The 26,267-nt window shown below is 71.7% G+C and carries 30 protein-coding genes; 13 read left to right on the top strand and 17 right to left on the bottom strand.

Features of this window, described 5'->3' with window-relative positions:
• Nucleotides 1-34 precede the first annotated feature (34 nt).
• The 3 genes from ACFCV8_RS15415 to ACFCV8_RS15405 form a co-directional block, all read right to left on the bottom strand.
• A complete protein-coding gene (locus tag ACFCV8_RS15415) occupies nucleotides 35-787 on the bottom strand; it encodes a thioesterase II family protein (protein ID WP_376685832.1) in 753 nt (250 codons plus the stop codon).
• A 61-nt stretch (nucleotides 788-848) separates the two neighbouring features.
• Nucleotides 849-1,115 carry a hypothetical protein gene (locus ACFCV8_RS15410; RefSeq protein WP_376685831.1) on the bottom strand — a complete coding sequence of 89 codons (267 nt, stop codon included), beginning with the start codon at nucleotides 1,113-1,115 and terminating at the stop codon, nucleotides 849-851.
• Nucleotides 1,116-1,356: 241 nt separating this feature from the next.
• Entirely contained in the window at nucleotides 1,357-1,596 is a 240-nt protein-coding gene (locus tag ACFCV8_RS15405) for a hypothetical protein (RefSeq protein WP_376685830.1), read from the bottom strand.
• A gap of 137 nt (nucleotides 1,597-1,733) precedes the next feature.
• On the opposite strand from ACFCV8_RS15405, the gene ACFCV8_RS15400 reads away from it, so the two are divergent.
• Nucleotides 1,734-2,360 (top strand): TetR/AcrR family transcriptional regulator, encoded by a 627-nt coding sequence (locus ACFCV8_RS15400; RefSeq protein WP_376685829.1) that lies wholly within the window; start codon nucleotides 1,734-1,736, stop codon nucleotides 2,358-2,360.
• A gap of 36 nt (nucleotides 2,361-2,396) precedes the next feature.
• On the opposite strand, the gene bla is transcribed toward ACFCV8_RS15400, so the two are convergent.
• The gene (bla, locus tag ACFCV8_RS15395; RefSeq protein ID WP_376685828.1) at nucleotides 2,397-3,347 is read right to left on the bottom strand and encodes a class A beta-lactamase; all 951 of its coding nucleotides are present in this window, start codon (nucleotides 3,345-3,347) and stop codon (nucleotides 2,397-2,399) included.
• A 182-nt stretch (nucleotides 3,348-3,529) separates the two neighbouring features.
• On the opposite strand from bla, the gene ACFCV8_RS15390 reads away from it, so the two are divergent.
• Entirely contained in the window at nucleotides 3,530-4,474 is a 945-nt protein-coding gene (locus ACFCV8_RS15390) for a LysR family transcriptional regulator (protein ID WP_376685827.1), read from the top strand.
• Complete coding sequence (locus tag ACFCV8_RS15385) at nucleotides 4,471-5,373, top strand: serine hydrolase (RefSeq protein ID WP_376685826.1); 903 nt, start codon at nucleotides 4,471-4,473, stop codon at nucleotides 5,371-5,373. The genes ACFCV8_RS15390 and ACFCV8_RS15385 overlap by 4 nt, the downstream gene beginning before the upstream one ends.
• A gap of 231 nt (nucleotides 5,374-5,604) precedes the next feature.
• On the opposite strand, the gene ACFCV8_RS15380 is transcribed toward ACFCV8_RS15385, so the two are convergent.
• Nucleotides 5,605-6,030 carry a hypothetical protein gene (locus ACFCV8_RS15380; RefSeq protein ID WP_376685825.1) on the bottom strand — a complete coding sequence of 142 codons (426 nt, stop codon included), beginning with the start codon at nucleotides 6,028-6,030 and terminating at the stop codon, nucleotides 5,605-5,607.
• Between the two features lie 122 nt (nucleotides 6,031-6,152).
• On the opposite strand from ACFCV8_RS15380, the gene ACFCV8_RS15375 reads away from it, so the two are divergent.
• Nucleotides 6,153-6,626, top strand: coding sequence for a Rieske 2Fe-2S domain-containing protein (locus ACFCV8_RS15375; protein ID WP_376685824.1), 474 nt, complete (start codon nucleotides 6,153-6,155; stop codon nucleotides 6,624-6,626).
• Here the strand turns inward: ACFCV8_RS15375 and ACFCV8_RS15370 are convergent.
• Nucleotides 6,616-7,260: a cysteine hydrolase gene (locus ACFCV8_RS15370; protein ID WP_376685823.1), complete on the bottom strand. Its 645-nt coding sequence runs from the start codon at nucleotides 7,258-7,260 to the stop codon at nucleotides 6,616-6,618. The two genes, ACFCV8_RS15375 and ACFCV8_RS15370, sit on opposite strands and share 11 nt — an antisense overlap.
• A gap of 111 nt (nucleotides 7,261-7,371) precedes the next feature.
• On the opposite strand from ACFCV8_RS15370, the gene ACFCV8_RS15365 reads away from it, so the two are divergent.
• Entirely contained in the window at nucleotides 7,372-7,830 is a 459-nt protein-coding gene (locus ACFCV8_RS15365; RefSeq protein WP_376685822.1) for a pyridoxamine 5'-phosphate oxidase family protein, read from the top strand.
• Between the two features lie 28 nt (nucleotides 7,831-7,858).
• Here ACFCV8_RS15365 and ACFCV8_RS15360 read toward each other — a convergent pair whose 3' ends face one another.
• Nucleotides 7,859-8,767 carry a LysR family transcriptional regulator gene (locus tag ACFCV8_RS15360; protein WP_376685821.1) on the bottom strand — a complete coding sequence of 303 codons (909 nt, stop codon included), beginning with the start codon at nucleotides 8,765-8,767 and terminating at the stop codon, nucleotides 7,859-7,861.
• A gap of 74 nt (nucleotides 8,768-8,841) precedes the next feature.
• On the opposite strand from ACFCV8_RS15360, the gene ACFCV8_RS15355 reads away from it, so the two are divergent.
• On the top strand, nucleotides 8,842-9,924 hold the full coding sequence (locus tag ACFCV8_RS15355; protein ID WP_376685820.1) for a DMT family transporter: 1,083 nt from the start codon (nucleotides 8,842-8,844) through the stop codon (nucleotides 9,922-9,924).
• On the opposite strand, the gene ACFCV8_RS15350 is transcribed toward ACFCV8_RS15355, so the two are convergent.
• Nucleotides 9,915-11,246 (bottom strand): aminotransferase class I/II-fold pyridoxal phosphate-dependent enzyme, encoded by a 1,332-nt coding sequence (locus ACFCV8_RS15350; RefSeq protein ID WP_376685819.1) that lies wholly within the window; start codon nucleotides 11,244-11,246, stop codon nucleotides 9,915-9,917. The two genes, ACFCV8_RS15355 and ACFCV8_RS15350, sit on opposite strands and share 10 nt — an antisense overlap.
• Nucleotides 11,247-11,281: 35 nt before the next feature.
• Between ACFCV8_RS15350 and ACFCV8_RS15345 the strand changes: the two genes are divergently transcribed.
• Nucleotides 11,282-11,974 (top strand): pyridoxamine 5'-phosphate oxidase family protein, encoded by a 693-nt coding sequence (locus ACFCV8_RS15345; RefSeq protein WP_376685838.1) that lies wholly within the window; start codon nucleotides 11,282-11,284, stop codon nucleotides 11,972-11,974.
• Nucleotides 11,975-12,048: 74 nt separating this feature from the next.
• Here ACFCV8_RS15345 and ACFCV8_RS15340 read toward each other — a convergent pair whose 3' ends face one another.
• Nucleotides 12,049-13,050 carry a DMT family transporter gene (locus ACFCV8_RS15340; protein ID WP_376685818.1) on the bottom strand — a complete coding sequence of 334 codons (1,002 nt, stop codon included), beginning with the start codon at nucleotides 13,048-13,050 and terminating at the stop codon, nucleotides 12,049-12,051.
• Between the two features lie 151 nt (nucleotides 13,051-13,201).
• Entirely contained in the window at nucleotides 13,202-13,807 is a 606-nt protein-coding gene (locus tag ACFCV8_RS15335; protein WP_376685837.1) for a Clp protease N-terminal domain-containing protein, read from the bottom strand.
• 208 nt (nucleotides 13,808-14,015) lie between these two features.
• Between ACFCV8_RS15335 and ACFCV8_RS15330 the strand changes: the two genes are divergently transcribed.
• Both ACFCV8_RS15330 and ACFCV8_RS15325 read left to right on the top strand, forming a co-directional pair.
• Nucleotides 14,016-14,237, top strand: a complete 222-nt coding sequence (locus tag ACFCV8_RS15330) for a hypothetical protein (protein ID WP_376685817.1) — start codon at nucleotides 14,016-14,018, stop codon at nucleotides 14,235-14,237.
• A 61-nt stretch (nucleotides 14,238-14,298) separates the two neighbouring features.
• On the top strand, nucleotides 14,299-14,730 hold the full coding sequence (locus ACFCV8_RS15325) for an SRPBCC family protein (protein WP_376685816.1): 432 nt from the start codon (nucleotides 14,299-14,301) through the stop codon (nucleotides 14,728-14,730).
• Nucleotides 14,731-14,800: 70 nt separating this feature from the next.
• On the opposite strand, the gene ACFCV8_RS15320 is transcribed toward ACFCV8_RS15325, so the two are convergent.
• The 3 genes from ACFCV8_RS15320 to ACFCV8_RS15310 form a co-directional block, all read right to left on the bottom strand.
• The gene (locus ACFCV8_RS15320) at nucleotides 14,801-15,418 is read right to left on the bottom strand and encodes a PadR family transcriptional regulator (RefSeq protein WP_376685836.1); all 618 of its coding nucleotides are present in this window, start codon (nucleotides 15,416-15,418) and stop codon (nucleotides 14,801-14,803) included.
• Nucleotides 15,419-16,010: 592 nt separating this feature from the next.
• Nucleotides 16,011-16,400, bottom strand: coding sequence for a hypothetical protein (locus ACFCV8_RS15315; protein ID WP_376685815.1), 390 nt, complete (start codon nucleotides 16,398-16,400; stop codon nucleotides 16,011-16,013).
• Nucleotides 16,401-17,205: 805 nt separating this feature from the next.
• A complete protein-coding gene (locus ACFCV8_RS15310; protein ID WP_376685814.1) occupies nucleotides 17,206-17,892 on the bottom strand; it encodes a FadR/GntR family transcriptional regulator in 687 nt (228 codons plus the stop codon).
• Between the two features lie 59 nt (nucleotides 17,893-17,951).
• Here ACFCV8_RS15310 and ACFCV8_RS15305 point away from each other — a divergent pair, with 59 nt between their 5' ends.
• Nucleotides 17,952-19,154, top strand: coding sequence for an MFS transporter (locus ACFCV8_RS15305; protein ID WP_376685813.1), 1,203 nt, complete (start codon nucleotides 17,952-17,954; stop codon nucleotides 19,152-19,154).
• A gap of 519 nt (nucleotides 19,155-19,673) precedes the next feature.
• Here the strand turns inward: ACFCV8_RS15305 and ACFCV8_RS15300 are convergent.
• Nucleotides 19,674-19,988, bottom strand: coding sequence for a hypothetical protein (locus ACFCV8_RS15300; RefSeq protein WP_376685812.1), 315 nt, complete (start codon nucleotides 19,986-19,988; stop codon nucleotides 19,674-19,676).
• Between the two features lie 883 nt (nucleotides 19,989-20,871).
• Here ACFCV8_RS15300 and ACFCV8_RS15295 point away from each other — a divergent pair.
• Nucleotides 20,872-21,114: a hypothetical protein gene (locus ACFCV8_RS15295; RefSeq protein ID WP_376685811.1), complete on the top strand. Its 243-nt coding sequence runs from the start codon at nucleotides 20,872-20,874 to the stop codon at nucleotides 21,112-21,114.
• A gap of 363 nt (nucleotides 21,115-21,477) precedes the next feature.
• On the opposite strand, the gene ACFCV8_RS15290 is transcribed toward ACFCV8_RS15295, so the two are convergent.
• Together ACFCV8_RS15290 and ACFCV8_RS15285 are read right to left on the bottom strand one after the other, a co-directional pair.
• Nucleotides 21,478-21,933 carry a GNAT family N-acetyltransferase gene (locus ACFCV8_RS15290; RefSeq protein ID WP_376685835.1) on the bottom strand — a complete coding sequence of 152 codons (456 nt, stop codon included), beginning with the start codon at nucleotides 21,931-21,933 and terminating at the stop codon, nucleotides 21,478-21,480.
• Complete coding sequence (locus ACFCV8_RS15285) at nucleotides 21,827-22,531, bottom strand: maleylpyruvate isomerase N-terminal domain-containing protein (RefSeq protein WP_376685810.1); 705 nt, start codon at nucleotides 22,529-22,531, stop codon at nucleotides 21,827-21,829. Before ACFCV8_RS15285 ends, ACFCV8_RS15290 begins: the two co-directional genes overlap by 107 nt.
• A gap of 123 nt (nucleotides 22,532-22,654) precedes the next feature.
• Here ACFCV8_RS15285 and ACFCV8_RS15280 point away from each other — a divergent pair, with 123 nt between their 5' ends.
• Nucleotides 22,655-23,476, top strand: a complete 822-nt coding sequence (locus ACFCV8_RS15280) for a PhzF family phenazine biosynthesis protein (RefSeq protein WP_376685809.1) — start codon at nucleotides 22,655-22,657, stop codon at nucleotides 23,474-23,476.
• A gap of 14 nt (nucleotides 23,477-23,490) precedes the next feature.
• On the opposite strand, the gene ACFCV8_RS15275 is transcribed toward ACFCV8_RS15280, so the two are convergent.
• The gene (locus ACFCV8_RS15275; protein ID WP_376685808.1) at nucleotides 23,491-24,270 is read right to left on the bottom strand and encodes a CPBP family intramembrane glutamic endopeptidase; all 780 of its coding nucleotides are present in this window, start codon (nucleotides 24,268-24,270) and stop codon (nucleotides 23,491-23,493) included.
• A 184-nt stretch (nucleotides 24,271-24,454) separates the two neighbouring features.
• Between ACFCV8_RS15275 and ACFCV8_RS15270 the strand changes: the two genes are divergently transcribed.
• Entirely contained in the window at nucleotides 24,455-26,242 is a 1,788-nt protein-coding gene (locus tag ACFCV8_RS15270) for a substrate-binding domain-containing protein (RefSeq protein ID WP_376685807.1), read from the top strand.
• The last annotated feature ends 25 nt before the right edge of the window (nucleotides 26,243-26,267 follow it).

Genomic DNA, 26,267 nt, shown 5'->3' with positions numbered 1-26,267 from the left:
GGTCGGGGCCGAGCCCGTCGTACGGTGCGGGGTGTCAGGCGCCGGTGGGCACCGTCCGGCCGGGCACCTGCGCGGTGATCAGCTCCGCGACGTACGGCAGATGGTCGTTCAGGAAGAAGTGGCCGCCGGGCAGCACATGCCGCTCGAAGGCCCCCTCGGTCTCCTGCTCCCACGCCTGTGCGCCCTCCAGGGTGACCCGGGGGTCGTTGTCACCGGTCAGCACGGTGACCGGGCAGCGCAGCGGCGGCCCGGGCACATGGACGCGGGCGGAGAGCATGGCGTAGTCGGCACGCATCGGAGGCAGCGCCAGCTGGAGGATCTCCGGATGCGTCAGCAGCTCGTCGTCCGTTCCGGACAGCAGCCGCATCTCCCCGACCAGGTCCTCGTCGGTGGGCGAGTCCGGCAGCCGTACGCGCCGGGGCCGCGAAGGCGCCTCGCTGCCCGAGACGAACAGGGCCGCGGGCTCGCGCCCCTCGGCCGCGAGCCGGCGCGCCGTCTCGTACGCCAGCAGGGCGCCCATGCTGTGCCCGAACAGGAACAGCGGCCGGTCCCCGGTCACCGGGATCGAGGGCAGGACCGCGTCCACGACGTCGCCGAGCCGTTCGGCGAACGGCTCGGCGATGCGGTCGTGCCGCCCCGGGTACTGAACGACCAGTCCTTCCGCCGACCCCGCGAGCGCGGCCGACAGCGCGTGGTAGCCGCTGGCCGAACCGCCCGCGTGCGGAAAACACACCAGCTGCGCCCCGGCTTCGGGGGCCGGGTGGAAGCACCGTATCCAGTTGTCCACGACATCCCTTCTCTCGTGCTCTCGTCCGGTACGTGACCGGACGGCTTGGGTCTTTCTCCGCTCAGCGCTCGGCGGCGATCCAGCTCTCCAGTTGTTCCCGGGTGGTCGCCGGGTCCGCGACGAGAACGGCGAGTTCGTTGTCGCGGGGCTCCAGTGTCGTGAGGGCGGGACAGCGGTGGCAGGCCTCGACACCGGCCTGGTTCCACCACTTGCAGTGCGGGCGGAGATGGCACCGTGGTACAGCGGTTGGATCGGGCTGGGCCGGCACGGTCCTGATCCGTTCGATCAGCCCGCAGGCCTCGCCGACCCGGTTCGCACAGTCCGACACGCAGTGCGAGGCGAACCGGAGCACCCGGTTGGGGGCGATCCCCTCCGGAATGCTACCGAGAACATCGGCGGCGGGTACGGGTTCTGCCAGGTAGACAACCTGATCGTGTTCCCCGGAACGTACGCCGAGGACAACGGTCTCCGGGCGGCGGGCATCACCGCTCGGACACCACCTGAGGGGTTCTTCGCTCCCGTCGGGGGCGCGGTCCGCAGTGCTGTCCACGGTGCTCACCTCCTTCTCGTCAGCAGAGGCCGCGGACGTCCGACGTCGAGTCGGCCACCATGCCGCCGATGACCCCGCCGGTGACCGGACCGCGCTCCTGCTCGGCCGCGACCGCCAGGGCGATGGACCGGGCCAGCTGTTCCTGGCTGGTGATCCGCTCCGGCCGCTCGGCGGCGGCCGCGCCGCTGGTGCCGGTGGCCGTGACGAGACCGGCGACGAGAGCGGCGGCCGCGGCGGCCGTACGGATGTTGTTGTTCATACCTGTCCTCCATGGCGTCGGTACTTGCGTTCGGTACTTGTGTGCAGGAATCGACCGTAGGGTCGGTCACCCCGCGTCGACCGGCAGTACCGGCGGCGGTTTCGAAGGGGTGTGTCCCACCGATTACTGTTGCGGTCATGGCATCGAGCGTGCAGCAGAAGCGAACCCGCAAATCCCCGTCGGACCGGCGTGCGGAAATCGTCGAAGCGGCGTCGGCCATCGCCCTGACCGAGGGGCTGGAGTGCATCACGCTGCGGCGGATCGCCGAGGAACTGGGCGTCCGTCCCGGTCTCATCGGCCACTACTTCCCCGCGGTCGAGGAGCTCGTCGCCGAGGCCTTCGGTACGGCGGCCGGCGGCGAACTGGACACGCTGCTGCCCGCGGAGCCCGCGGGGGAGAGCCCGACGTCCCGGCTGACACGCTTCTTCACGCTCGCGACGGGGCCCGCGTACGACGACGTCAGCCGGCTGTGGATCAACGCCCGGCACCTGAGCCGCTACCGCCCCGTGCTGCGCGCCCGGGTCGACCGGCAGGAGGCCCTGTGGCGCGGCCGGCTGGAGAAGCTGATCCGTGACGGGGTCGAGGACGGCGAGTTCCGCACCGCCGACCCGTATGTGACGACCATTCAGATCCTGGTCGTCATCGACGGTCTCGGCGCGCATGCCAACACCTCGGCCGTGGAACGCCCCGCGGCGGTCACGCGCATGGCGGTCCGCACGGCGGAACAGCAGCTCGGCCTGGCGAGCGGCGCACTCGGGGCCTGACCGGCCGTCCCCGCGCCCGGAGGCGATGGCGTCGCGTCACGACAGGGCCGCGCCGACCACGGACGCCGCCTGCGCGATCAGCTTGTCGTCGGCGGGGGCGTCCTTGCTGTCGCGGTGGGAGAGGATGGCCATGACGACGGGGGCGGAGTCCGGCGGCCACACGACGGCGATGTCGTTGCGGGCGCCGTAGTAGGTGCCGAGCCCGGTCTTGTCGCCGACCTTCCAGCCCTTGGGCACCCCGGCCCTGATCAGTGCGTCGCCGGTGGTGTTGTCCTCCAGCCACTTCGTGAGCTGCGCCCGCTCCCGCTTCGCGAGGACGTCGCCGAGGACGAACGCGCGCAGGTCCTCGGCGATGGCCCGGGGCGTCGTCGTGTCCCGCCGCTCACCGGGCACCCATCGGCTCAGCTCGGTCTCGCGGCGGTCCATCCGCGTGACGTCGTCCCCGATGGACCTGAGTACGGAGTTGAGGCCGGCGGGCCCGCCGAGCACGTCGAACAGCAGGTTGGACGCCGCGTTGTCACTGAAGCGGACGGCGGCGTCGCACAGTTGGGCCAGCGTCATCCCCGTCTCGACGTGCTTCTCGGTCACGGGCGAATTGGAGATCAGGTCGTCCCGCGAGTACTTGATCACTTCGTTCATCCCGTCGAGGGAGTACTTGCGCAGCACGGCACCGGCCTGCAGGGCCTTGAACGTGGAGTTGTAGGCGAATCGCTCGCCGTCCCGGAACGCCACTTCCCGTCCGGTGCCGGTGTCGACGGCGTACACGCCCAGCCGCGCGTCGAACTCGCGCTCCAGCGCCTTGAGCCGGTCCGCGTACGGCTTCACGGCGGCGCCCCGCCCCGTCGCCGCCGAAGCGGTCGCCGACGGCGAGGAGGACGAGGAAGCGGCCCGGTCTCCGGTACCCGGACCGCAGGCCGCCAGCGGGGCGAACGCGAGAAGGGCGGCGAGCGCACCGAGAGCGGCGCGGCGGGAACGTGTGTGTCGCATGGGTCCGGACCTCCGGGTGCCCCGCGCGGGGCAGGGCTGTCGGGGAGAGAGCGGCGTGCGGCTCCCTCCCGGTGGGTTGTGACGGGTGTGGGAACACTCTGACCACCGCGCGGTCATGCGGTCCAATGTGCTTGTGAGCAGTTCCATGCGGTTTCGACATGGAACCTGCCTAGGATGTGCGCGTGGACCTCGTGGGGGCGTGTCGCGCGTTCGTCAGTGTCGGCGAGCGCGGCGGCTTCACCGTCGGTGCGGCCGCGGCCCGGATGTCGCAGCCGGTGGCCAGCCGCCGCATCGCCGCGCTCGAGGAACGCTTCGGTGAGCAGCTGTTCGAGCGAACCTCGCGACGAGCCGCTGTCCTCACCCCGTTCGGCCGGGACATGCTTCCGGTGGCCCGGCAGCTCGTCCAGGCGGCCGACGCCCTGCTGCACGAGGCACGGACCGCCAGGAGCAAGCCGTTGCGGCTCGCGGTGCCCGGCATCTGTTCCACCGTCGCCCTCGCCCGTCTGGTGGCCGAGGCGCGGGACCGCGGTCTTGTCCTCGACGTCCGCGTCGCCGCGCCCGCGCAGCGCGCCGAACTCGTGCGCAGCCAGCAGGTACGTGCCGCCCTGCTGGCCGTGACGGCGGACCGGGCGACGTGGTCGGTCCCCCTCGGCCTGGCCGGTGTCCGGGATCCCGGGGTGAAGCGCTTGTACCTGGAGACACTGCGCCTCGGGCGGGGTTCCCCCGATCCGGCCCGCCGCGTGTGGCTCCAGCCCGAGGACGACGTGCCGCACGTGCGCGACCCGCTGACGCGACTGCGGGACGTGCTGGGCCTGCGCCCCGCACAGCTCGCCGTCGCGGCCGATCTGACGACCGCCGTGGCGGAGGTTCTCGGGACACCGGACCTGCTGTTGTGCTCCCCGGACCAGGCCCGGGAATTCGGCCTGTACTGGCGCCCCGTCGGAGAGCTCGCCCTCAGCCGCGGGTTCGCCCTCGCGGCAGCCGCGGAGGGCAATCCCCGGCACATCCGGGCACACCTGGACGACGCCATCGCCCGATACCTCGGCGCCACCACCCGGACAGCCACCACGCAAACCCTGCCGAGCACCGGACGCACCGGCAGCAGCGAGAAGGGCCCCACGACATGAATATCGAGCCTCTGCTGCGCGACCTGCGCCGCCGGCTCGACGACGGCGGCCTGCGCGGCTTCCTGCTCGTCCGTGACCTGAGCACCGGCGACGAGCTGGGCATCGATCCGGACACGCAGTTGCCCTCGGCCTCCCTGGTCAAGGTCCCGCTGGCACTGGCGACCGCGGAGCGCATCCACCGGGGCGAGCTCGACGGGGCAACCGTGCTCGACGTCCTCCCCGGCCGGATCACCACACCCGGCCCGACCGGACTGAGCCGTTTCCGCCACCCCGCCCGCATAGCGATCGACGACCTGCTCTACCTGAGCACCTGTCTGAGCGACAGCGCCGCCGCCGACGCGCTCTTCGGCCTGACCCCACCGTCCCGAGTCACCACGATGCTGCAGGAGTTCGGCCTGGACGGGATCACCGTCCGGCACACCATGGGCGAGCTGACCGACACCCCCGTCGAACACCTCGGCGCCGCGCGGACACACCTCGCCCACACTCTGGCCATCGACGCCGGCACCAGCGGCCGCGGGCACCGCGTGCCGCAGCTCGACACCACCCGCGCCAACACCGGCAGCGCCCGCTCCTTCGTCGACCTGCTGCAGGCCCTGTGGGTGCCCTCGGCGGTCCACCCGGAGGTGGCCGAGCGGGTCCGCGGCCTCATGGGACACAACATCCACCGGCACCGGCTCGCCCCGGACTTCAGCTCCGACGCCAGCATCTGGTCCTCGAAGACGGGCACCCTCCTCAACCTCCGGCACGAGATCGGTGTCGTGGAACACGCCGACGGCCAGACCTTCGCCATCGCCGTGCTCACGGAATCCCTCGTCCCGGCGAGCACCCAGCCTGGAGCCGAGGCTCTCATGTCCCAGGTGGCCCGGCGCCTCCGCGACCACCTGCGACAGCTGTAGCCCGCCGACCGGCCACACCGGGGGCGGTGACCGGCGTCCCGGGCCCGGACGCCGTCGGGATACGGCAGGAGGCAGCCGGCTCGTGCTCCCGGCGTCCGCCTCTCCGCCCTCGGCCGTCCCCGCCCCGGGGACGCCTCACGCTCCTGGACGACACCACGTGCGGGAACGGCACCACGACTCGTCCGGTGCCGGACACCCGGCCAGATACGTCATGCACGGCTCAACCATTGATCAGGCCGGAGGGCTCGACGCCGGAGGCGCGAGGGCGGGTGCGTCGTGGGAGCGCAGGGCCGCCTCGACTCTGCCGCGGAGCAGCTCGTACTCCTCACGGAGCCGGACGATCTCCGCGGGCCGGACGATCACCTCGCCGCCTACGACGGCCTCCTCCGGGGCGAACTGTTCGCGGGTGAGGTCGACTTCGACACCCATGCCCAGCCGGTTCCACCAGTGGTAGTCCACCCGCTCGCCGTTCACCCGCACCTCGCCGCGCATCAGGTCGCCGCCCAGCAGGTCGTGCACGACGAGCGCGGTGACTCCGCACTGGTCCCGTGCGGGGTTGTCCGGTGTCCAGTGCGGGCGATGGGCCGGGGTCGTGGTGTCCGCGCCCCAGCTGTCGCGAATGGCCCGTTCGAGTGCGCCGAAACTCCTCAGTGTCATGCCGTTCAGCCTCGCAGACGGCACTGACAGCGCGCCTCGCCGCTCATGCCCGCGCGCGCTTCTGCCGATGACCCGATGCGGGAAGCCGGAATGCCGGAAGCACCACGGAAGGACGAGCCAGCATGAACACATCGCGCAGTCACGGGGTCGACCCGGGGCGCCGGACCGTCGTCGTCGCGGCCGGGACCGCCTCGGTGGCGGCCGTACTCGCCGCCTGCGGAAACTCGAAGGAGTCGAGTGGTTCCAGTACCGCCGAACCGTCCGCGCACACCACCGCCGCCACCCCCACCGCCACCACCGGCGGTGGCACCGTACTGGCGGACACGGCCGAGATTCCCGAGGGCGGTGGCAAGATCTTCGCCGACCGGCATGTCGTGGTGACCCAGCCGAAGGCCGGCGAGTTCAAGGCGTTCTCGTCCACCTGCACCCATCAGGGATGCACGGTCTCGCGCGTCGCGGACGGCACCATCGACTGCCCCTGCCACGGCAGCAAGTTCAACGCGGCGACCGGTGCCGTGGTGCACGGCCCGGCGACCAGGCCGTTGCCGGCCAAGCGGATCACGGTCGCGGGCGGCTCGATCGCGCTCACTCCCTGACCGGGCGCTCCTGCCAGCAGGCCAGTACGTCGTCGGTACGGGTGATCGTGGCGACGAGGGCGAGGGTGTTGCGGATCATCGCCGGGGTGTACTCGGCCGGGACGCCCGCGATGGCGTCGGACGGCACCACCGCGGCGTAACCGAGGTTCACCGCGTCGAACACGGCGTTGGGGACGGCGATGTTCGCCGAGACCCCGGTGACGACCAGGGTCCGGCAGCCGAGGTTGCGCAGCAGCGCGTCCACGTCCGTGCCGGCGAGCGGCGAGAGGCCGTGCAGTCTGCGCACGATCAGGTCCTCGGCGGCCACTTCGATCGGGGCCGCGACCCGTACCGCCTCGGTGCCGCGGTGCTGTTGCACCGGCAGGCGCCCGGCGGCCCGGAACAGCCGGGCGTTGCTGTTGGCGCCCCGCCCGTCGGGGCGCCGCTCGGCCACGGCGTGCAGTACCTGGACGCCCGCCCGATGGGCGGCCGCGACGAGCAGGGCCACCCGGTCCAGCGCCCCGGACGACCTGGCCTGATCGGCCAGTTCGGGCAGCGCGCTCCCGGGGCCCACCACCCCCTGCTGGCACTCGACCGTCAGCAGGGCGGTGGTGTCCGGATCGAGCTGTTCGACGAGATGGTTCTTCGGCGGCACGACTGCCCCTTCTCCACGGCGGACGGGGCGCGCGAGGCTATCCGCCATTGCGTGATGAAGGAAGAGGCCACATGCTCTCTGACACATAGTCAGACATCGGGAGGGGACAGCATGGCCACCATTCAGCGCCGGGGCCGCCGGATCATGATGACGGACGCGGAGCGCGACGCGTACCTCGCCGATCAGCGCACCTGCCGGGTGGCCACGGTGGCCGAGGACGGACGCCCGCACATCGGCGCGCTCTGGTTCGCCTGGGACGGCCGGTCGCTCTGGCTGTACTCGATCACCCGCAGCCTGCGCTGGTCCCAGCTGGGGCGCGATCCGCGGATCGCGGTGGTCGTGGACGACGGGGTCGAGTACGGGGAGCTGCGCGGCATCGAGCTCTCCGGGGAGGCCGTCCCGGTCGGCGAAGCCCCACGCACCGGCGAGCCATGCCCCGAACTCGACGCGCCGGAAGCGCTGTTCGCGGCGAAGTACTTCGGCATGGACGCGATGCCGCACGACGGCCGTCACGCCTGGCTGCGCCTGACTCCGCAGGCCATCACCTCCTGGGACTTCCGGAAGATCTAGCAGCGATTCGCCCGGGGCCGGGCGACGGCTACGGGGACTGCGCCTCCCGCCCGGCCAGGCACAGGGCCGCCACCGCCGCTCTGACCGACGGGCGCCGGTCCGCGTCGGTGCGCCAGACGGCGTGCACATGGCGACGCATCCGTTGCCGTACCGGCACGAGCCGCACCCCGTCCGGTACTGGCCCGCGGCCGAGCCGTGGCGCCACGCAGACTCCCACCCCGGCGGCGATCAGGGCGAGCTGGGTGTGGTGCTCACCCGCCAGGTGCGAAATGCGCGGCTCGATGCCCTTGGAACGGAGGGTGAACATCAGCCAGTCGTAGCAGAACTCCCCCTCGGGCCAGGACACCCAGTCGTCTTCCGCGAAGTCCTCCAGATCGACCTCGTCCCGGCCGGCGAGCCGGTGGCCGGCCGGCATCGCGATGTCCGGCGCGTCCTCCAGAAGCTCGACCCTGGCCAGCCCGCCCGGGACCGGCAGCCGTTTGTTGCTCCAGTCGAGCACCACCGCGAGGTCGATGTCGCCTCTGATCACCGCACGGATTCCGTCCTCGGGCTCCAGTTCCCTGGTGTGCACCCGCAGTTCGGGGTGGTCCCGGCGCAGCGCGCCGAGCACCGCGGGGAAGAGCCCGCGCGCCGCGGTCGGGAAGGCGGAGAGCCGGATCTCGCCCACCACCTCGCCGCGCTGTGCCTCGATGTCCGACTGCGCCAGCTCGACCTGGGAGAGGATGCGGGCCGCATGGTCGGCGAGCAGCCGTCCGGCATCGGTGAGCCGGACTCCTCGGCCGTTCCTGGCCAGCAGCCGCTGGCCCACCTCCCGCTCCAGCTTGGCCATCTGCTGGGAGACCGCCGACGTGGTCACATGCAGCCCGGTGGCCGCGCCGCTCACCGAGCCGTGCCGGGCCAGCGCGTCCAGGGTGCGTAGCCGCTCCAGGTTCAACATGTAAGCAATGCTACGCAGAGCTGCTCACAAACTCTCGCTTGTCCTACTTGGTTGCGCTCGTCATCGTTGAGCCCATGAGCGTCGCCAGACCCGAGACCGCGTCCCCCGCCCGGCCGTCCGCCCGCACCTCCGCCGCATCCGCGCCTCCACCGCCTTCCCCCTCCCCCGCCCCCTCCGCTTCCCCTTCCTCGCCCTCATCGCCCTCGCCCTCGTCCCGGGCCCTGGACTGGCGGATCCGGTTCGGGGCGCTCTCGCTGATCTGGGGCTTCAGCTTCCTCCTGATCAAGGTCGGCACCGAGGGATACGCCCCGTTCCAGGTCACCCTCGGCCGTCTGGTGTTCGGGACGGCGGTGCTGGCCGTCGCGATGCTGGTCCGCCGCGAGCGGCCGCCGCGGGGCGCCCACACCTGGGCGCATCTGGCCGTGGCCGCGTTCTTCCTCAACGCGTTGCCGTTCTCGCTCTTCGCCTACGCCGAGCTGACCGTCCCCTCGACACTGGCCGGTATCTGCAACGCCACCTCACCGCTGTGGGGCATGGCGCTGTCACTCGTCGCGCTCTCCGAGGACCGGCCGACCCGGCGCCGGGTCGCCGGACTCGGGCTCGGCTTCCTCGGGGTACTGACCGTACTCGGCGCCTGGCAGGGCTTCTCCGGGCTGGATCTCGGGGGTACGGCCATGGCGCTGCTCGCCTCTCTCAGCTATCCGGTCGGCTGGATCTACGTCCGCAGGATGCTGGCGGGCAGCGGCTCGTCGACGCTGTCGCTCACCGGCAGTCAGCTACTGCTGGGCACCGTGCAACTCGCTCTGGTGACACCGCTGTTCACCTCGGCCCCCACGCACTTCCCGCTGCTCCCGACCCTGGCGGTGGTGGCCCTCGGGGCGCTCGGGACCGGGTTCGCGGTTCTGGTCCAGTACGGGCTGGTGTCCGAGGTCGGGCCCACGACCGCGCAGATGGTCACCTACTTCATCCCGGTGATCGCGACCGCCGCCGGGGTGTTCGTGCTCGGCGAACGGCTGAGCTGGAACACACCGGTGGGCGCCCTGGTGGTCCTGGCGGGGGCCGCACTCACCCAGAGCGGCCCCCGGTCCCGGTCCCGGCGCCGCTCCGCCGGGCGCTCCGGGGGCGGAAAGGGATCCGGCGCCGGAAATCACCCGTAGGTCAGCGGTCTCACCGGCCCCACCGCCGCCGCCACCGCGTCCGCGAGCGGCCCGATGTCGGCCTCGGTGAGCGGGGAGACCGTGAGCCGCACACCCTGGGCCGCGGTCATCCGGAACCGCGCGCCCGGCGCCACGGCCCAGCCCGAGTGCATGAGCCGCGCCACCACACCGGTCTCGTCGGCGACCGGCACCCAGACGTTCATCCCACTGCGCCCGTGGGCCGGGACGCCCCGCTCCACCAGCGCGTGCACCAGGCCGTCGCGCCGTATCGCGTACGCCCTCGCCACCTCGGCCGGATCGACGGCGCCCGACCGCCACAGATGCACCACGGTCCGCTGGAGCAGTCGGCTGACCCAGCCCGGGCCGAGCCGCTGCCGCCCCGCGACCCGGTCCAGCGTGACCGGGTCGCCGGTCAGCAGGGCGACCCGCAGGTCGGGCCCGTACGCCTTGGCCACCGACCGCACGAAGGCCCAGCGGTCGGTGGCACCGGACAGCGGATGGAGCGGCAGGTCCACGATGCCGTGTCCGTGGTCGTCCTCGATGAGCAGGACGCCCCGGTGGCCGGCGAGGACGGCCCGCAGCTCGACGGCGCGGCCGGCACCGATCGCCGCACCGGTCGGATTCTGCGCGCGGCCGGTGACCACGAGCGCACGGGCACCGGCGCGCAGGGCCTGCTCGACGGCATCCGGCACCGGCCCCTCGTCGTCCACCGCGACCGGCACCGGGCGCAGCCCCAGCGCCGGGACGAGATCCAGCATGCTGCCCCATCCGGGATCCTCGACCGCCACCGCGTCACCGGGCCTGAGGTGGGCGGCCAGCACGCGCTCGATCGCGTCCAGCGCCCCGGAGGTCACGGCCACCGGGCCGGCCGCCACACCGTCGGCGTCCAGCGCGGCGCGGGCGAGCGCGGCGAACTCCGGGTCCATGGGCGGCTGCCCGTACATCGTGGGCGCCCGGTCGTACTCCGCCGCGACCGCGGCGAACACCTCAGCCAGGCCGGGCAGCAGGGCCGGGTCGGGGTTGCCGGCACCCAGGTCCCGCACCCCCTCGGGCGCCTCGGCCCAGAGCGCATCGCGCGCCGTGCTCGCGGGGCGGGACCGCACCCGGCTGCCCCGGCGCCCGGCCGTCTCGATCACCCCGCGCTCCCGCAGGATGCGATAGGCGGCCGCCACGGTGTTCGGATTCACGCCCAGCTGCTCGGCCAACTCCCGCATCGGAGGCAGCACTTGACCGGGCTCGAGCTCACCGGCCCCGACCCCGCTCTCCACGCTGGCGGCGATTTCCGATGCGCGCCGCCCCACAATCCGATATTCTCCTAGCACAAACAACATTATGCACTAGTGCAATGGAGTACGCAATGCCGGAGACCGGTTCACCGCAGCCCACCGATCCGAGGACGACCACGTACGAGCCGACCGAGCGTACGGTCCCGACCCGCGCCCGCGAGCGCGCGGCATACGACCACGAGGTGGTGCACGCGATACTCGACGAGGCGTACGTCTGTCATCTCGGCTTCGTCCGCGACGGCGCGCCCGTCGTCCTGCCGACGCTCTTCGGCCGGGTGGGCGACCGGCTCTACGTCCACGGCTCGACGGGCTCGCGGCCACTGCGCGAGACGGGCCGGACCGACCCCGGACTTCCCGTGTGCCTGACGGTGACACACGTCGACGGCCTGGTGCTGGCCCGCTCCGCCTTCCACCACTCGATCAACTACCGCTCCGTGGTCGTCCACGGCATCGCACGGACGGTGACCGACCCGGAGGAGCGGCGCATCGCCCTCGACGCCATCGTCGACCATGTGGTGCCCGGCCGCTCCGCCGATTCGCGGCCCGCCGACGAGAAGGAGCTGGCCGCGACGGCGGTGATCCGCCTGGACCTGCGGGAGGTGTCCGCCAAGATCCGTACGGGCGGCCCCAACGACGAGGCCCGCGACCTCGCACTCCCCCACTGGGCCGGCGTCGTCCCGCTGGCCCGCGGATACACGGCGCCGCTCCCCTCGGAGGATCTCGACCCCGCGATCGCGGTTCCGGACTACATCACCGCGCTCTGACCGGTCGACGACGACCGCCCGCCACCCGGGGAACACCGGGCGGCGGGCGGCAGGGCCGTGCAGAGGGCATCACGTCACGGGCGCCCCGCGGGCAGCTCCCCCTCGGTACGGACCTCGGGGCCGCCACCGGCGTTCGACGCGACGGGGCCCGAGGGCGCCCGCGGTGTCGACGACTGGGCGATGAAGGCGCCGAGCAGCACCATGGCGCCACCGAGAAGCTGGGGAGCCGACAGGTGCTCGCCGAGCATCACCCAGGCGAGCACGGTGGCGATGACCGCCTCCAGGCACGCGACCACGCCCGCCACCGCCGGTGACAGCAGCCGCACCGAGATCACCCCGGTGACGTACGCGATCACGGTGGCCAGCAGCACGATCCAGACGAGCAGCAGCCAGGCCGGAACGTCCCGCCCGTCCATGCCCGCGGCACCGGCCAGCACCGGCCAGTCCATTCCCCAGGGCCGGGCGATCACGGTGAGCACCACCGCGCCGATCAGCAGCCCGTAGGCGATGACGCCCACCGGGTGCGGTGGTTCCTCGCCCTCCGCCCGGTCCGCGCTCCCCTGGTCCGACAGGACGAAGTAGCCGACCTGGCAGCAGGCGGCACCGAGCGCGAACAGCAGCCCCACCACGTCGAAGCTCAGCCCGGACCAGACCTCGACCACACACGTCAGCCCGCCGACCGCGACCACCACACCGGCCGCGGCGCGCCGGGTCACCGGCCTGCGCTGCACGAACCGGACCCAGCCGAGCACGAGCGCGGGTGCCAGGTACTCGACCAGCAGGGCGACGCCGACGGGGACACGCGAGAGCGCGGCGAAGTAGAGGGCCTGCACACCCGCGACGGCGAGCAGCCCGAAGCCGAGCAGCAGAACCGGCCGGCTGCGCACCAGGTCCCGATGACGCCAGGCCACCGGCAGCATGACCAGCGCCGCACCGGCCACCCGCAGCCACACCACATGGAGCGGATCGAGCCCCGCCTCGATCAGCGGCTTGGCCGCCACCCCCGAACCGCCGAATGCGAACGCCGAGGCCAGGGCTAGTCCCAGGCTGGCGCTTCTCCCCTGAGACGCGTGCATCGGCCCATCATGACAGCTGCGGTCAGCAGCGTCACCCCGGTCACCCCTGACCTGTCGCAGCGAACCGGACGGCTCCGCTCCGCCGTTCCCGAAAGCCCCGGCCTTCCGTCCGACGGCCTTCCGCGGCCCGTACGGCACAGACGCCGGACGGTCAGCCCCTCGCCTCCGGCACTCCCCGGTCGCGCACATCAGCGACCCGGGCAGCCAGCTCGTCCGCGTCGACGCCGGCCCGTGACAGCACTTCGACGGCCCGGCACTCGCGGTCCACGGCCAGCGCCGCGAGCAGGTCGAGCCCTCCGGCCCGTACGTCCCCGCGCTCCGCCGCCCGGCCGAGCGCTCCGGACATCGCCGCGGCGGCCGAGGGCGACCAGCCCTCCACTCCAAAATCCCGCACCGCGAGGTCGTTGCGCGAGACGACCGGGAGCGCTCCGGAGTCCTCCACCGACCCCTGCCAGCGGAGTCCGTACCCGATACTGCGCTGGACGAGGTAGCCGAGCACCCGGGCGAGCTGGGAGCCGCCCTCGAAGGCCGCCCGGACCTCCGGGTCCGATTCGATCAGGGAGTGCAGCAGATGCGCCGTATCGATCTGCCGGTCACCGTCGCGCAACGCACGCCTGCGGGCACCCGTCACCACGGCGGCCAGTTCCACAGTGAGTCCGGTGTCGGGCCCGGCATGGTTCAAAACGGGCTGCTGGGGAATCCACGGCATCCGATATCGCACGCTTCCTACCCCATCAGTCCTGCGGCGGCGGCACATCCCCGGCGGGACCCATCCAGTCATCCCACGCAAGTTGGGCACACCCGCACGACTTCTCCTCCTTGCGGATGAGATCCCGCCCATTCCTGACCCGATCGGGAAAAACGGCGCGCGCCGCCTTGCCACGCGCTCCCCGGGCAACCGGAATCCTTGCCCTTACGTCCCACAAGCCGTACTCGACGCACCAGCCGGAAGGGGGAGCGCGGTCTTGCCCTGGTTGGTCGCTCTGCCCGCGCTGGACGGACGGGAGTACGTGTACCGGGTCCACGCACCGGCCGACGCACTGCGCGCCGATCTCTTCTGGTCCGCGTTCCACTGCCACGACGACGGCCCGCACCCGCGTGCGTTCGACCGGTTCGACGACGCGCTGATCTGGCACGCGAACGCGGACGGCTCCGACCCAATCGACCTGACAGTTCATCAGTATTGAATGTTCCGGTCACTGCGGCTACGTTCCGCAACACCGGAACCCGCCGAGAAGGGGTGGTCGCATGGCCGAAGTCAGCGCAGAGGCACGCATCGAGGCGCCGGCCGAGAAGGTGTGGGCCCAACTGACGGACTTCACCGCGTACGGCCGATGGAACGCCACCCACACCAGCTTCCCCAAGGGCGGCCCGGCAGCACTGGAGCTCGCGGCCACCTACGAGGAGAACATGAAACTGATGGGCTTCCCCGCCGAGGTGACCTGGACGGTGGCGGAGCTGGAGACCGCCCGATTGCTGACCACCAAGGGCAAGGGGCCGATGGGCGTCAACCTGGCCATGCGGTATTCACTCACCCCCGACGGGGAGGCCACCACGGTCCGCATCGACGGCGAGTTCACCGGGGCCGCGGTCTCACTGATGGCGGGCAAGCTCAAGGACTCGGCGACGGCCGCGCTCGTCGAATCACTGCGCAAACTGGACGGGCTCGTCACTGCCTGACCACGCCCCGCCCACGGGAAAGGGCCTCGCGGCACAGCCGCGAGGCCCCGGACCGTACACGCCCACGGGCTCAGCCCTCGTCGGCGAGGATCAGATACATCTTCTTCCGGGCTTCGCCGACGACCGCGAGGGCCTTCTGGCGCTGATCGGCCGAACCGGTCCTCCAAACCTGGCCGAACGCCTCCATCAGACCGAAACCCGCCTGCCGGATCTCGTTGGCGCTCTCCCAGTCGATGCCGCGCCCGGCTTCCTCCCACGGCGCCTCGGACCCCGATTCCGCCTCGGTGCGACCGCTGTCGGTCAGCGTGAACAGCTTCTTGCCGCCCTCGCTCGCGCTGACGATCAGCCCCTCGTCCTCGAGCATCTGGAGGGTCGGGTAAACGGAACCGGGACTGGGCCGCCAGGCCCCTCCGCTGCGCTCACCGATCTCCTGGATCATCTCGTAGCCGTGCATCGGCCGGTCCTTCAGCAGCGCCAGGATCGAGGCGCGCACATCACCGCGCCGCGCCCTCCCCCTGCCGCCGCCCCGGCCACGCCCACCACCGAAGGGTCCGCCACCGAACGGCGGACCGAACGGACCGAAGGCCGCCCGTCGCCCCTCGAAGTCCCCACTCCCCGGATGACCGGGGCCGCAGGGCCCGCGCCCACGGCCATACCCGAATTCGTGCTCGTATCCGTGCGAACGCATCACCGCACTCCTCTCACCCTTGATCTGTCGCGATGCGTCAACGATATATCGGAACCAGTCGTCCGACAACCCTCTGACCGAGCACGGCCGATCTGCGACAGGGAGTGCTGACCTATTGCCAGGGAAGGTTGACCGAAGCTGCTTGATGTGAGTAGAGGCTGACCACTTGGGCATCTGCGCCGGACAAGGGCGACCGTTGCGGGTTGTTGCTCTGCTGAGCCGACACGTTCGAAGTAGAGGTCGATTGCCATCGGTGATGAACGCCCGCATGTCGGAGCAGGCGACGAAGTGCCCGGGTAGGCGCAGGCGAACGGAACGAGTCAAGCGCGCCGGCCGGAGAGGACGTCCGACCGACGTCGGGGTCGATGCCATTGCGGCCGGCGGTACGCATCACCGGCGAAGTGTTCCCCGTCGCCGCCCAGATCGCCTCCTGATGTCGCCGGGCTCCTCAAGACCCGCCCAAGCAGCCGAGCACCTCGACGGCGGTACCGGCCTGAGCAGACAGCGGTGTACGCCGACACCGCGCGATCGGCCGCTCGGCTGCTTGAGGATGGACTCCACGGGATTCCGCGGAGAGTGCGAGGGCGGGCGGTCAGGCGCCGGGGTCGACTTCGGGGTGCGTGAACCGCACCGGCTTGTCCAGCGACCGGGCGTAGGCGATCTCGGCTCGGGTGCTGTCTCCGATGTAGTCGCCGACAACGAGCACCTCGTCAGCGAGCCGGATCTTCGCTCGGTGCAGATCGTCAAGTCGGACCTTCAGTGCCTCGGCCTCGACAGGATCGGACCAAAGCGCGTGCGGCGACTTCATGTCACAGCCCGGCTTGACGACGATCCTTCCGTCTTTGGTCTCCCGCAGATCGGCCTCGGCCATCTCGGTCATGAAACGGGTGGAGCCGCAGATAACGACGATGCGCGGGAGACCCAGCCGCTGCTTCGCGTCGGCGAGTTTCTCCTCGGGGGTGAGCGGTCGCGGGGATGACACTGATTCCTCCCGGTGGTGTGGTGCAAGGGCTGCCTGTGGAGACGAGAACGAGGGTTTCCGAGATCGCCTTGGGTATTCTTCGGCCGCTCGGGCCGACCGCGGGGCAGTCGGCAGCACCTGCGCGAGCACCAGCCGCCCGGTCCAGCCGTCCTCGCGGCGGTCAATAGGTTTCCGGCACTGGCCGCAGGCCACCGGCTCGAAGAAGGCCGACGGGTGAACGCCCCCGGACGACCATGGGCGCCAACGGCGGCTGCACCAACGGTAATGGAGGGCGGCGGGCGACTTCGCTTCTGTCGGGATGCCGCAGAACACGCATGTTCTGGAAGGCAGAAGCAGCCCGCCCCGCTCGACCGGCCGGTCCCGACGGGAGACCCGCAGTTCGCATGTCTCCGAGCAGGCGTACCGGGCGACTGGACGGGCGGCGGCACGGGGCCTTCGCAACAGGCGCGATCGCGGAACGGCTGCCGGCCGGCGACCCCCTCCCCGCGGGAGCGACGTGCGGTGCGGGTCACCCTGCGGCAGGCAGAGGAACAGAGCCGGTGACGTCGGCCGGGGCCCGGCCGCGCGGATGACTCGGTCGGCCCGGTACGGGCCGGCCCCGAAGGCGCCGACGCCGAAACGGCTGAAGGTCACGCGGCGTACTGCCACGCTCCTGGCGTGCGTGCGGCGCCTGGAGACCGGAGCTTCGGGTGAACCCATGGGCTGCGAACGGGAGTCGACGCGTGCGATGCGGTCGGTGGCGGGGTGCCATCGTTTGCCGCCAGGCCGCACGCACCGCCTGGCGTCATCAACGCCCGGTCGTGCTTCACGCCTTGGAGAGGTGCCATTGGGCGGTGGCGTCGATGTTGGCGTCGGCCTGGCGGGTCGCTTCGACGGCGTTCTTGCCGCGCAGGGCGGCCAGGAGGTCTTCGTGTCCTGCGGGGTCGGCGCCGTCGAACCCGGGCCGCTCCCAGAAGGCGGACATGGAGGCGCGCAGTGGTTCGGTGAGATTGCGGTACAGCTCGGCGAGCAGCGTGTTGCCGGAGGCGTCGGCGACGCGGGTGTGGAACTCCCAGTCCGCACGGATCCAGGCGTCGAAGTCCCGGGCGGTCCAGGCGGCCGCACGGCGTTCCAGGGCGGCCGCCAGCGCAGCGAGGTCTTCGTCGGTGGCGTGGATGGCGGCGAGGTGGGCGGCCTTGCCCTCGAGGGCGGCGCGGACGTCGAGGAGCTCGGTGGAGGCTCGGTCGTTGTAGAGCCGCTGGACGGCACCGGAGAGTTCGCTGGCCGCCCGCACGTAGGTGCCGTCGCCCTGGCGGACCTCCAGGAGACCGGCGTGGGCGAGGGCCCGGACGGCCTCGCGGACGGTGCCCCGGGCGACCCCGAGCTGACGCATCAGCTCCGGCTCCGGCGGGATCCGGGTGCCGACGGGCCACTCGCCTTCGGTGATCTGTCGGCGGAGCGTGCCGAGCACCGCGGCGGACAGCGTGGGGCGGCGCACCGGGTCCAGGCTCATGCCTTCATGTTACATCCGACGATTTGACCGTCAAACGTTAGACGTCTTATGTTTGCCGTATGACCGAGACCACCCTCACCACTGGCAGGCCCCTCGGCCGCACCCGCGCCGCCTGGCTCGCCGGAGCCGGCGTGGTGCTCATCGCGCTGAACCTCCGCCTCGGCATCAGCAGCGCCTCCGCGCTGCTCGACGCCCTGCGGACCGACCTCGGATTCGGTGCGGCGGCCGCCGCCACTATGCCGGCTCTGCCGACCCTGAGCTTCGCGGCCGCCGGATTCTTCACCGGTCGCATCGCCGGCCGCCTCGGCGCGGAGCGGACCGTGCTGCTCGCGCTCGCGGTCCTCACGGCCGGGCTCGCTCTGCGCGGCATGCCCACGACCTGGGCCCTGCTCGGTGGAACCGTCCTGGGCATGTCCGGCCTCGCCCTGTGCAACGTCCTGCTGCCCACCCTGCTGCGCGCCCACTTCCCGGCCCGGATCGTGCTCCTCACCGGCGTGTACACGACCGTGATGGCACTCGGTTCGACCCTCGGCGCCGCCGTCGCCGTACCGCTCGCAGCCCGGGCCGGCTCACCCTCTCTGGGGCTGGCCGTGTGGGCGGTGCCCGCGCTGCTGGCCGCGCTGGTGTGGTCGTTCGTCCGGGCCCCAGCGGTTCGGACGGCGTCCTCCTCGGACGCCCGCGGAACGTACGTGTCACCGTGGGCGATGGCGCGCACCCGGCTCGGGGCGCTGGTGACCGCGTACTTCGCGCTCCAGGCGCTGAACTGCTACGCGATCATCGGCTGGCTGCCCACGATGCTGTCCGAGCAAGGCATGTCGGGCGGCGGCGCGGGCGGCGTCCTCGCGGTGTCCCAGGCCGTCGGGATACCGGCCACGTTCCTGGTGCTGGCCTTCGCCCGCGCGCCTGGCCGACTGCGGCTCGCGTTCGTGGCGATCTCCGCGGCAATGCTCGCCGGATTCACCGGACTCCTCCTGGCCCCGGTCGCCCTGCCCGTCGCCTGGGCCGTCCTGGTCGGGTTCGGACTGTGCTCCTTCCCCCTGGTCCTGGCCGTGATCGGCAACAGCGGCAGCAGCGCCGCCGAGACCACCGCCCTGTCCAGCCTGTCCCAGTCCCTGGGCTACCTGGTCGCCGCTCTCGGCCCCTTCGGCGTCGGCCTGCTGCGCAGCGCCTCCGGCGGCTGGGCCCTGCCCATGACGGCACTGCTCGCCACGGCCGCCGCTCAGCTCGCCGTCGGGATAGCGCTCTCCGCCCGGCGGCGCTGACCGGCGCACGGGTTCCGGAGCGGCGCCCGGGACCGCTCATGGCCCCCTGTCGCCGTCCTCGCCCAGCTCCGGCGTGTCCGGGGCGCACGGCTCGTCACCGATGCCAGGACCGGCATCCCGGACGAGCTGTCGCCAGGCTCCACCTGATCAGACCGGTGCGCCGAAGCCCTCGGTGCGCAGGTCATGGTCGCGGAACCGGGTGAAGTCGACGTCGGGTTTCGGGTCGTACGCCTCGGGCTGGATGCCGGCGTGGGCGGAGCAGTAGAGCGCTCGTACGAGGTGGCACGGTTGGGCGCAGCGGGCGGCGCCCCCGGATCGGTGCGTCCAGGTGGTTGCCGACTTGACGGAGCCTGCTTCGCAGAGAGCGTCGTGGCCCTCGGGCGGGGCGGCCGATATCGGCGCCGACGGCGCGATCGTGCCCGGCGAGAGGGATTCCTTTCTGTGCAGTTATGAACGGCAGGGTCGGACAGGGGGATTCCTGTCCGACCCTGCTCGTGAATCCATGCACCCGACGCGGCCTCAGCAGTCGCCGACCCGGGAGGCTCCACGGACATTGGTCGTCAAGCCGAGCCCGGTGTCGGAGCCGGCCCCCACACAGATCTTCTCGTCGGGCCAGAGGATCTTGTCGATGTTGATCTTCTCGCTGGTCGTGATGCAGTTGCGCCAGTACCGGTACTGCTGGTCCAGGACCTGGTGGGTGTGATTTCCGCAGGGGTCGGCCGCCCGCGGGGCGGAGAGCGCCGACGTGGCGCCCGTCGGGGAGGTCGCGCCCAGAGCCAGGACCAATGCCGCGGCGCCGACTCCCAGGCATCGCGAGATGCGTAGTGACTTCATTCCACAGTCCTTCCAGTTCGTACGGGACGGGCCGTCACGGAGTACGGTGTCCACGCGAGCGCCGCACGGGGCGATTGCCTCAGCAGTGGGGCCGGCAGCTGCTCATCGCAGTCCGTGGCACCTTCCGCCCGCTCCGGCCCATCACGGGGCAGTGAGAAGAACGGATGCGGCCCGTGCGCGGTGTTTCAGCCGCTTGAACCGCGGATACGCGGTCCGCTCGATCGAAGTCGCAACCCGCCCCAGGCCCGGACGGCAACATCACCAACGAGGCCGGGCCGAACGGGTCACGGGCCGGATCTCTCAAGGCTTCAATGCCGTCCCGTTGTCCCTGTGACCTTGTATCCCGGTCGGGCCTCCTGACGGGTCAGCAGGGCGCTGGCTACGGCCTGGGCGTGCTCCCGCAGCGGCAGGTCCTACTCGTCCGAGGTGGCGGCTACGCGGTTGAGGCGTTCGGCGCGCAGGGAGGGTTCCGGATCGTGCAGGTGGCGCAGCGTCCGACGTGGCAGGCGTGGGAGGTGCGCCGGGCGGGCGGTCAGGCCTGCTCCTTCGGCTCTGCGTAAACGATGGCCGGGCCGCGGACTTCGTGTGTGCTGCGGGCGACGGCAGCGCGGTGCCACGCGGCGGGGCACGGGATCAGCGAGCCGCGACGTACCGACCCGGTACGGCTTCCGCGGCAATCGGGTCCACCGGTCCTCCCAATCCCACGGATCGTCCGCCGTGGCGTCCGGCCACTTCTTCCCACTCCCCCGCGGAAGGTGGAAGAGCAGGCAGTGGTCATCCCTGTGGTTCCGCACCGCCGTGCGCGCACCGGGGGCCCCGCCCCCGAAGAAGCCGTTCTCGACGAACTCCTCTGTACCCGCCGAGATTTCCTCGGCAAAGCAGCATGGCGGACCTCCTCGTCGGCCGGGTCCCGGCGACGGAGAAGGAGAAGGAGAAGGAGATCGTCTCCACCCAGGAGCACGTCGTGCGCGGCATCAGGCTCCAGCTCGGTGGTGCCTGCGACCACCCGGCCGCAGCTACCGAGCTGGCCGGGATCACCGGCGGCCCGGACGCGAAGGGGTGGACCCCCGACCGGCTACGGCTGAGAACGCCCCGGACAGGTCCTGGCCAGGCGCACCGCCGGTGACACTCTCCTGGCGCCAACGGTGCGTCGTCACCACCGACTCGACCGGCATCATCGCCGACGGCGTCGCCGGCCGATGTCCCGGCCCGGCCGTCCTGAACGATCTCCTCCTGGTCGCCGAGGACGCCGTCCCGGACGCGAAGGTGTCGATCACCACCGGTATGCGGTCGCTCCTCGACCGGGTCGGCCCCGTCTGCCGTGCTCGGCATCGCGGCTGTTCCCGAAACCCCCGCCCGCTTCGTCGGACGGCACCCGGTCACCAGCGTGTGCGGCGGACACGTCGACATGGAAGCGGATCGATGCCGGGTCGGTGCTCCCTCCGCAGGTCGTGACGGCTTCTCCGGCCGAGGCCTCCGGGACGATCGGTCAGGACCGCGGGCCGGCACCGACCGCGGGGCCGGTCCAGGTGATCTCGAAGTACCGGAGCTCTTCGTCCTGTCCGGCCGGTCGCATGCCCGCCGCCGTCATGACGCGATGCGAGGCGACGTTGTCGAGGTAGGCATCGCCCTTCACCCGCGCGACGCCGTGCGCACGTGCGAACTCCAGCAGTACGCGGAGCGCCTCGGAGGCGTATCCCCTGCCCCGGGCCGACGGGACGAGGCCGTAGCCGATCGTGACATCGCCGGATTCGTCCGGAGGGCTGTGGAAGCCCAGGCCGCCGATCGTCCGCCCGTCCTCGCGGCAACGTATCTCGTAGTTGCAGAACGGCCCGGGATCACCGGTGCGGGCGCAGGCGTCCAGGAATCGCCGGGCGGCCAGCGCATCGCCCTCGGAGGGATAGCCGGGTGCCCATCGGGTCGCGCTGTCCGGCTCGCCCGCCACCACCCGCTCGGCCTCGTCGGCGCTCATGGGGTGCAGTACAAGCCGTGCCGTCATCAGATCGTTCGGGGAATCGCTCATGGGAGAGAGAGGTACCACGCACGGCGGCCGGGCCGCCCACGGATTTGTCCGGCTGGTTCCACGGCCCGGACCCCGCCCCGCCGGAAGACCGGCGTCCGGCCGACCGGATGCGGTGACAGAAGTACGCGGCGACCGTCGCACACGAATACGCCACCCGCTCCGGCCTATCGACGAACGCCCGGTCGAGCCTTGGGCCGCGTCCGCGTCGTCGGAGTGGAGGAGAGACAACCGGGCCGGGGTCCTGGTAAGCGGCGGCCGGACGGACGGTCGGCGCGTCCAGCGGATCGTCCACCGGTCGGCGAAGCCCGGCGGTCTCCCGGTACGCGACCGCGTCGCGTACCGGATCCGTTCCGGCGGGGGCGGCGAGGATGATCAGGATGTCCTGGGCGTCTACGGCCAGGTGCCGCACCAGGTCCCGTACGAGCCGTCCGGCGCCGCCGGACGGCTGGGCGAAGTACTCGTCGGTGAGCCCCGCGACCGCCGTGCGTGGGGCCGTCCAGGAGCGCGGGAAGAGATCCACCCCGGCAACCTGGTGCGCTGCCGCCGGGCCGGACACGCACCCGGGGCCCTGGCGGTGCGCCGGGGGCCAGTGGGTCCGGATTGGCCTTGGTGCCGGGATCGCCGCCGTGCCTAGGGTCGCGGCATGAGGATCCGAATCGTCGACACATTCACCGACCGTCCCTTCACCGGCAATCCCGCGGGAGTCGTGGTGCTGGATTCCGGCACCGTCCCCGAGGACGGCCGGCTCCAGCGGATCGCCGCGGAGGTGAACCTCTCGGAGACCGCCTTCACCCACCCGTTGCCCCCGGGCGGCGAGGCGGACTGGGCGCTGCGCTGGTTCACCCCCGCCACGGAGGTCGACATGTGCGGGCACGCCACGCTCGCCACCGCGCACGTCCTGCACACCACGGGAGCGGCGAGCGGCACGGTGCGCTTCTCGGCGCGGTGCGGCATCCTCACCGCGACCGCCCACCCGGACGGTGGCATCACGCTCGACTTCCCCACCGCGCCGCTGGCCCCGGAGCCGGTACCCGCGGGGCTGGCCGCCGCGCTGGGCGCCGAGCCGCTCTCCGTCCACGACACCGGCCCGCACATCGGCGACCTGGTCGTCGAACTGACCGACGAGGAGACCGTGCGGACGCTGTCGCCCGATCTCGCTGTACTGGCCGAGGCCTCCCGGCGCGGTGTCGTCGTCACCGCCGCGGCCGCGGATCCCTCGCTCGGCTACGACTTCGTCTCGCGCGGCTTCTTTCCGCGCATCGGGATCGACGAGGACCCGGTGACCGGCAGCGCGCACACCGCGCTGGCCCCCTTCTGGGCGGCCCGGTTCGGCCGCACCGAGCTGACCGGACTCCAGGCGTCAGCCCGTTCCGGCCTGGTCCGCACCACGTTGCGCGGCGACCGTACGCTACTGACCGGCGGCGCCGTGACGGTCATCGACGGCGAACTGCTCACGGGGCCCTGACCGTCGGCCGGGGCTCACGGCGTGGGCAGCCATCCCACCTTCCCGGCCAGCAGGGCGTACCCGACGAAGGCGCCGACGTCGAGCAGGGTGTGGGCCGCGACGAGCGGCCCGACCCGGCCCCAGCGCCGGTACAGCAGGACGAAGACGACGCCCATCACCATGTTGCCGATGAAGCCGCCGATCCCCTGGTACAGGTGGTACGAGCCGCGCAGCAGCGAACTCGCGGCCAGCGCGGCCATCGGCGACCACTCCAACTGTCCGAGTCTGCGCAGCAGATACCCGACGACGATCACTTCCTCCACGACGGAGTTCTGGATCGCGGACAGGATCAGGACCGGGAACTTCCACCACACGTCGGGCAGCGATTCCGGAACCACGGTCAGGTTGAACCCGGCGGCCCTGGCCACCAGGTAGAAGGCGAGGCCCGCGCTTCCGATGCCCGCCGCGACCATCGCGCCGCGGCCGAGGTCCGGCCAGGGCCTGGTGCGGTCGAAGCCGATGACGCGCAGTCCGGTGCCCTCTCTGATCAGGAGGTGCGCGACCAGGGCGACAGGCACCAGCGCCGTCGCGATGCCGAAGAGCTGCCAGGCGAGATCCAGCCATGGGCGCCCCGGAGCGTAGGAACTGTTGAGAGTGGCGGCCTGATCCTTCAAACCCCCTGGTTTCGTTAGCGATCCGACAAAACTGATCAGGGCAGACACCCCACTGGCACCCAACGAGAGAGCCAGCACGAGGACCGTTTCGGACCGCAGAATCCTTCGCGGCACGGCCTTTTGAGGGAAAGAATCAGCCATAAGCCCCACCTCCACCTGTACACCTGCCTTCAGTTGTGCATTCACGCCCCATCCAACTCCCCGTCCGGCTAGGGTCTCGAATGCAGGTACGAAGATCATGCGCGACAGGCCGGGGGGCGAGCGCCATTGCCGTTGGTGCGGTCCCCCTTTTCCTTGTACATCCTCAAGGAGGGGCACCACCGACATGGGACGTCACAGCTTGCCGGACGACTACGCCGACGACGGGAGCGGGGACCGGTCGCCGCCGCGCCGACGGCGCACCGTCGTGATCGCGACCATGCTCGTCCTCGCGATCGCCGCGGGGACGGCCGTCGCGGCCCAGGGCGGTCTGCTGTCGTTCTCGAAGAGCTGTGGGGACTCGGCCGTACGTCTGTCCGTGGTGGCCTCGCCGGACATCGCTCCCGCCGTGCGCGCCATCGCCGACAAGGCGCGCGAGGACGAGGTACGGACGGACGGCCGCTGTCTGGACGTGTCGGTCCTGGCCCGCGACTCGTACAAGGTCGCCGACACCCTGTCCCGCAACACCCGCGCGCCGGACTTCCAGGTCTGGCTGCCCGACTCGGACCTCTGGGTCGACCGGGCCAAGGGAACCGGCGACGGTGTCCCGGTCACGGCCGGTGACTCCGTGGCCACCTCCCCCGTCGCCGTCGCCATGGTGCCGTCCGCGGCCAAGGGCCTCGGCTGGCCGAAGAGGAAGTACACCTGGGCGGAGCTGACGGCCGCGGTCATGGAGTCGGACAAGGTGCGTCTCGGCTCGGCCGATCCGGCCCGCAGCGCCGCCTCGCTGATCGCGCTCGCCAGTATCGGGGCCTCCTCCGAGAAGGAGGGCGACGACAGCGGCACCCGGGTCGCGGCGACCGCCAAACTGCTGGCGCAGCGCATGTCGGACAGCGACTCGCAGGTGCTGTCCACCCTGGCGCAGAACGATTCGGGCGCCGAGCGGGGCAATCCGCGGCGCAATCAGGCCGTGCTCCTGTCCGAGCAGGCCGCCTTCACGCACAACGCCGCGTCGTCCGGCGGGGACGGGCTCGACGTCTTCTACCCGAAGGACGGCGCCCCGCTCCTCAACTACCCGTACACGCTGGTGGACGACGCCGGAATGGGTACGCCGGAGAGCCGGGGGGCGGTGCGTTTCATGACTCTGCTGGGCGAGCCCGGCCCGCAGGCCGTCCTGGCGAAGCACGGATTCCGGGATGCCGACGGCGCCGCCGGGCCGGACGTGGTCTCCGCGGCCGGCGGCAGGAAGCCGCAGCCGTACGCCACCGCCGCCGAGGCCCCGGACGCCAAGGCGCTCCAGCAGACGCTCGGCATGTGGACGATCACGGTGCAGAGCGCCCGGCTGACCACGGTCGTCGACGCGTCGGGCTCGATGGCCACGATCGTGCCGGGACGCAACCAGTCCCGGATGGACGTCACCAAGGCGTCCCTGATCCAGGCCCTCGACCAGTTCACCCCGAACGACGAGATCGGCCTCTGGGAGTTCGCCACCTCGCTCGACGGGACCAGGGACTACCGACGGCTGGTCCCGGCGGCACGGCTGGGCGATCCGGTGAAGGGAGGCGGCACCCACCGCCAGAAGCTCTCCGGCGCCTTCGCCGCCCTCCAGCCGGTGCCGGGCGGCGCGACAGGGCTGTACGACACGATCCTGGCCTCGTACAAGGACGCCCAGGCGACCTATGTGAAGGGCAAGTTCAACGCGGTCGTCATCCTCACCGACGGGTCGAACCAGGACGATCTGTCGATCTCCCGCAGCGCCCTGATCGCGGAGCTGAGGCGGATCGCCGACCCGGAGCGCCCGGTGCCGCTGCTCGCCATCGCGGTCGGCCCCGAGGCCGATCGCGAGGAGCTGAACGAGGTGGCGAAGGTGACCGGTGGTGGCGGCTACCAGGTCATCGACCCGGCCGAGATCCAGACGGTGATCCTGCAGGCCATCATGACGGCCGGCCAGAGCGGGCACGCCGCCCAGGGGTAGAAGGCCCGGCCCCCTCACCAGTCGG

It is taken from the genome of Streptomyces sp. NPDC056347, assembly GCF_042262625.1.
Taxonomy (GTDB): Bacteria; Actinomycetota; Actinomycetes; order Streptomycetales; family Streptomycetaceae; genus Streptomyces.
This window is presented reverse-complemented; position numbering and strand designations above follow the sequence as displayed.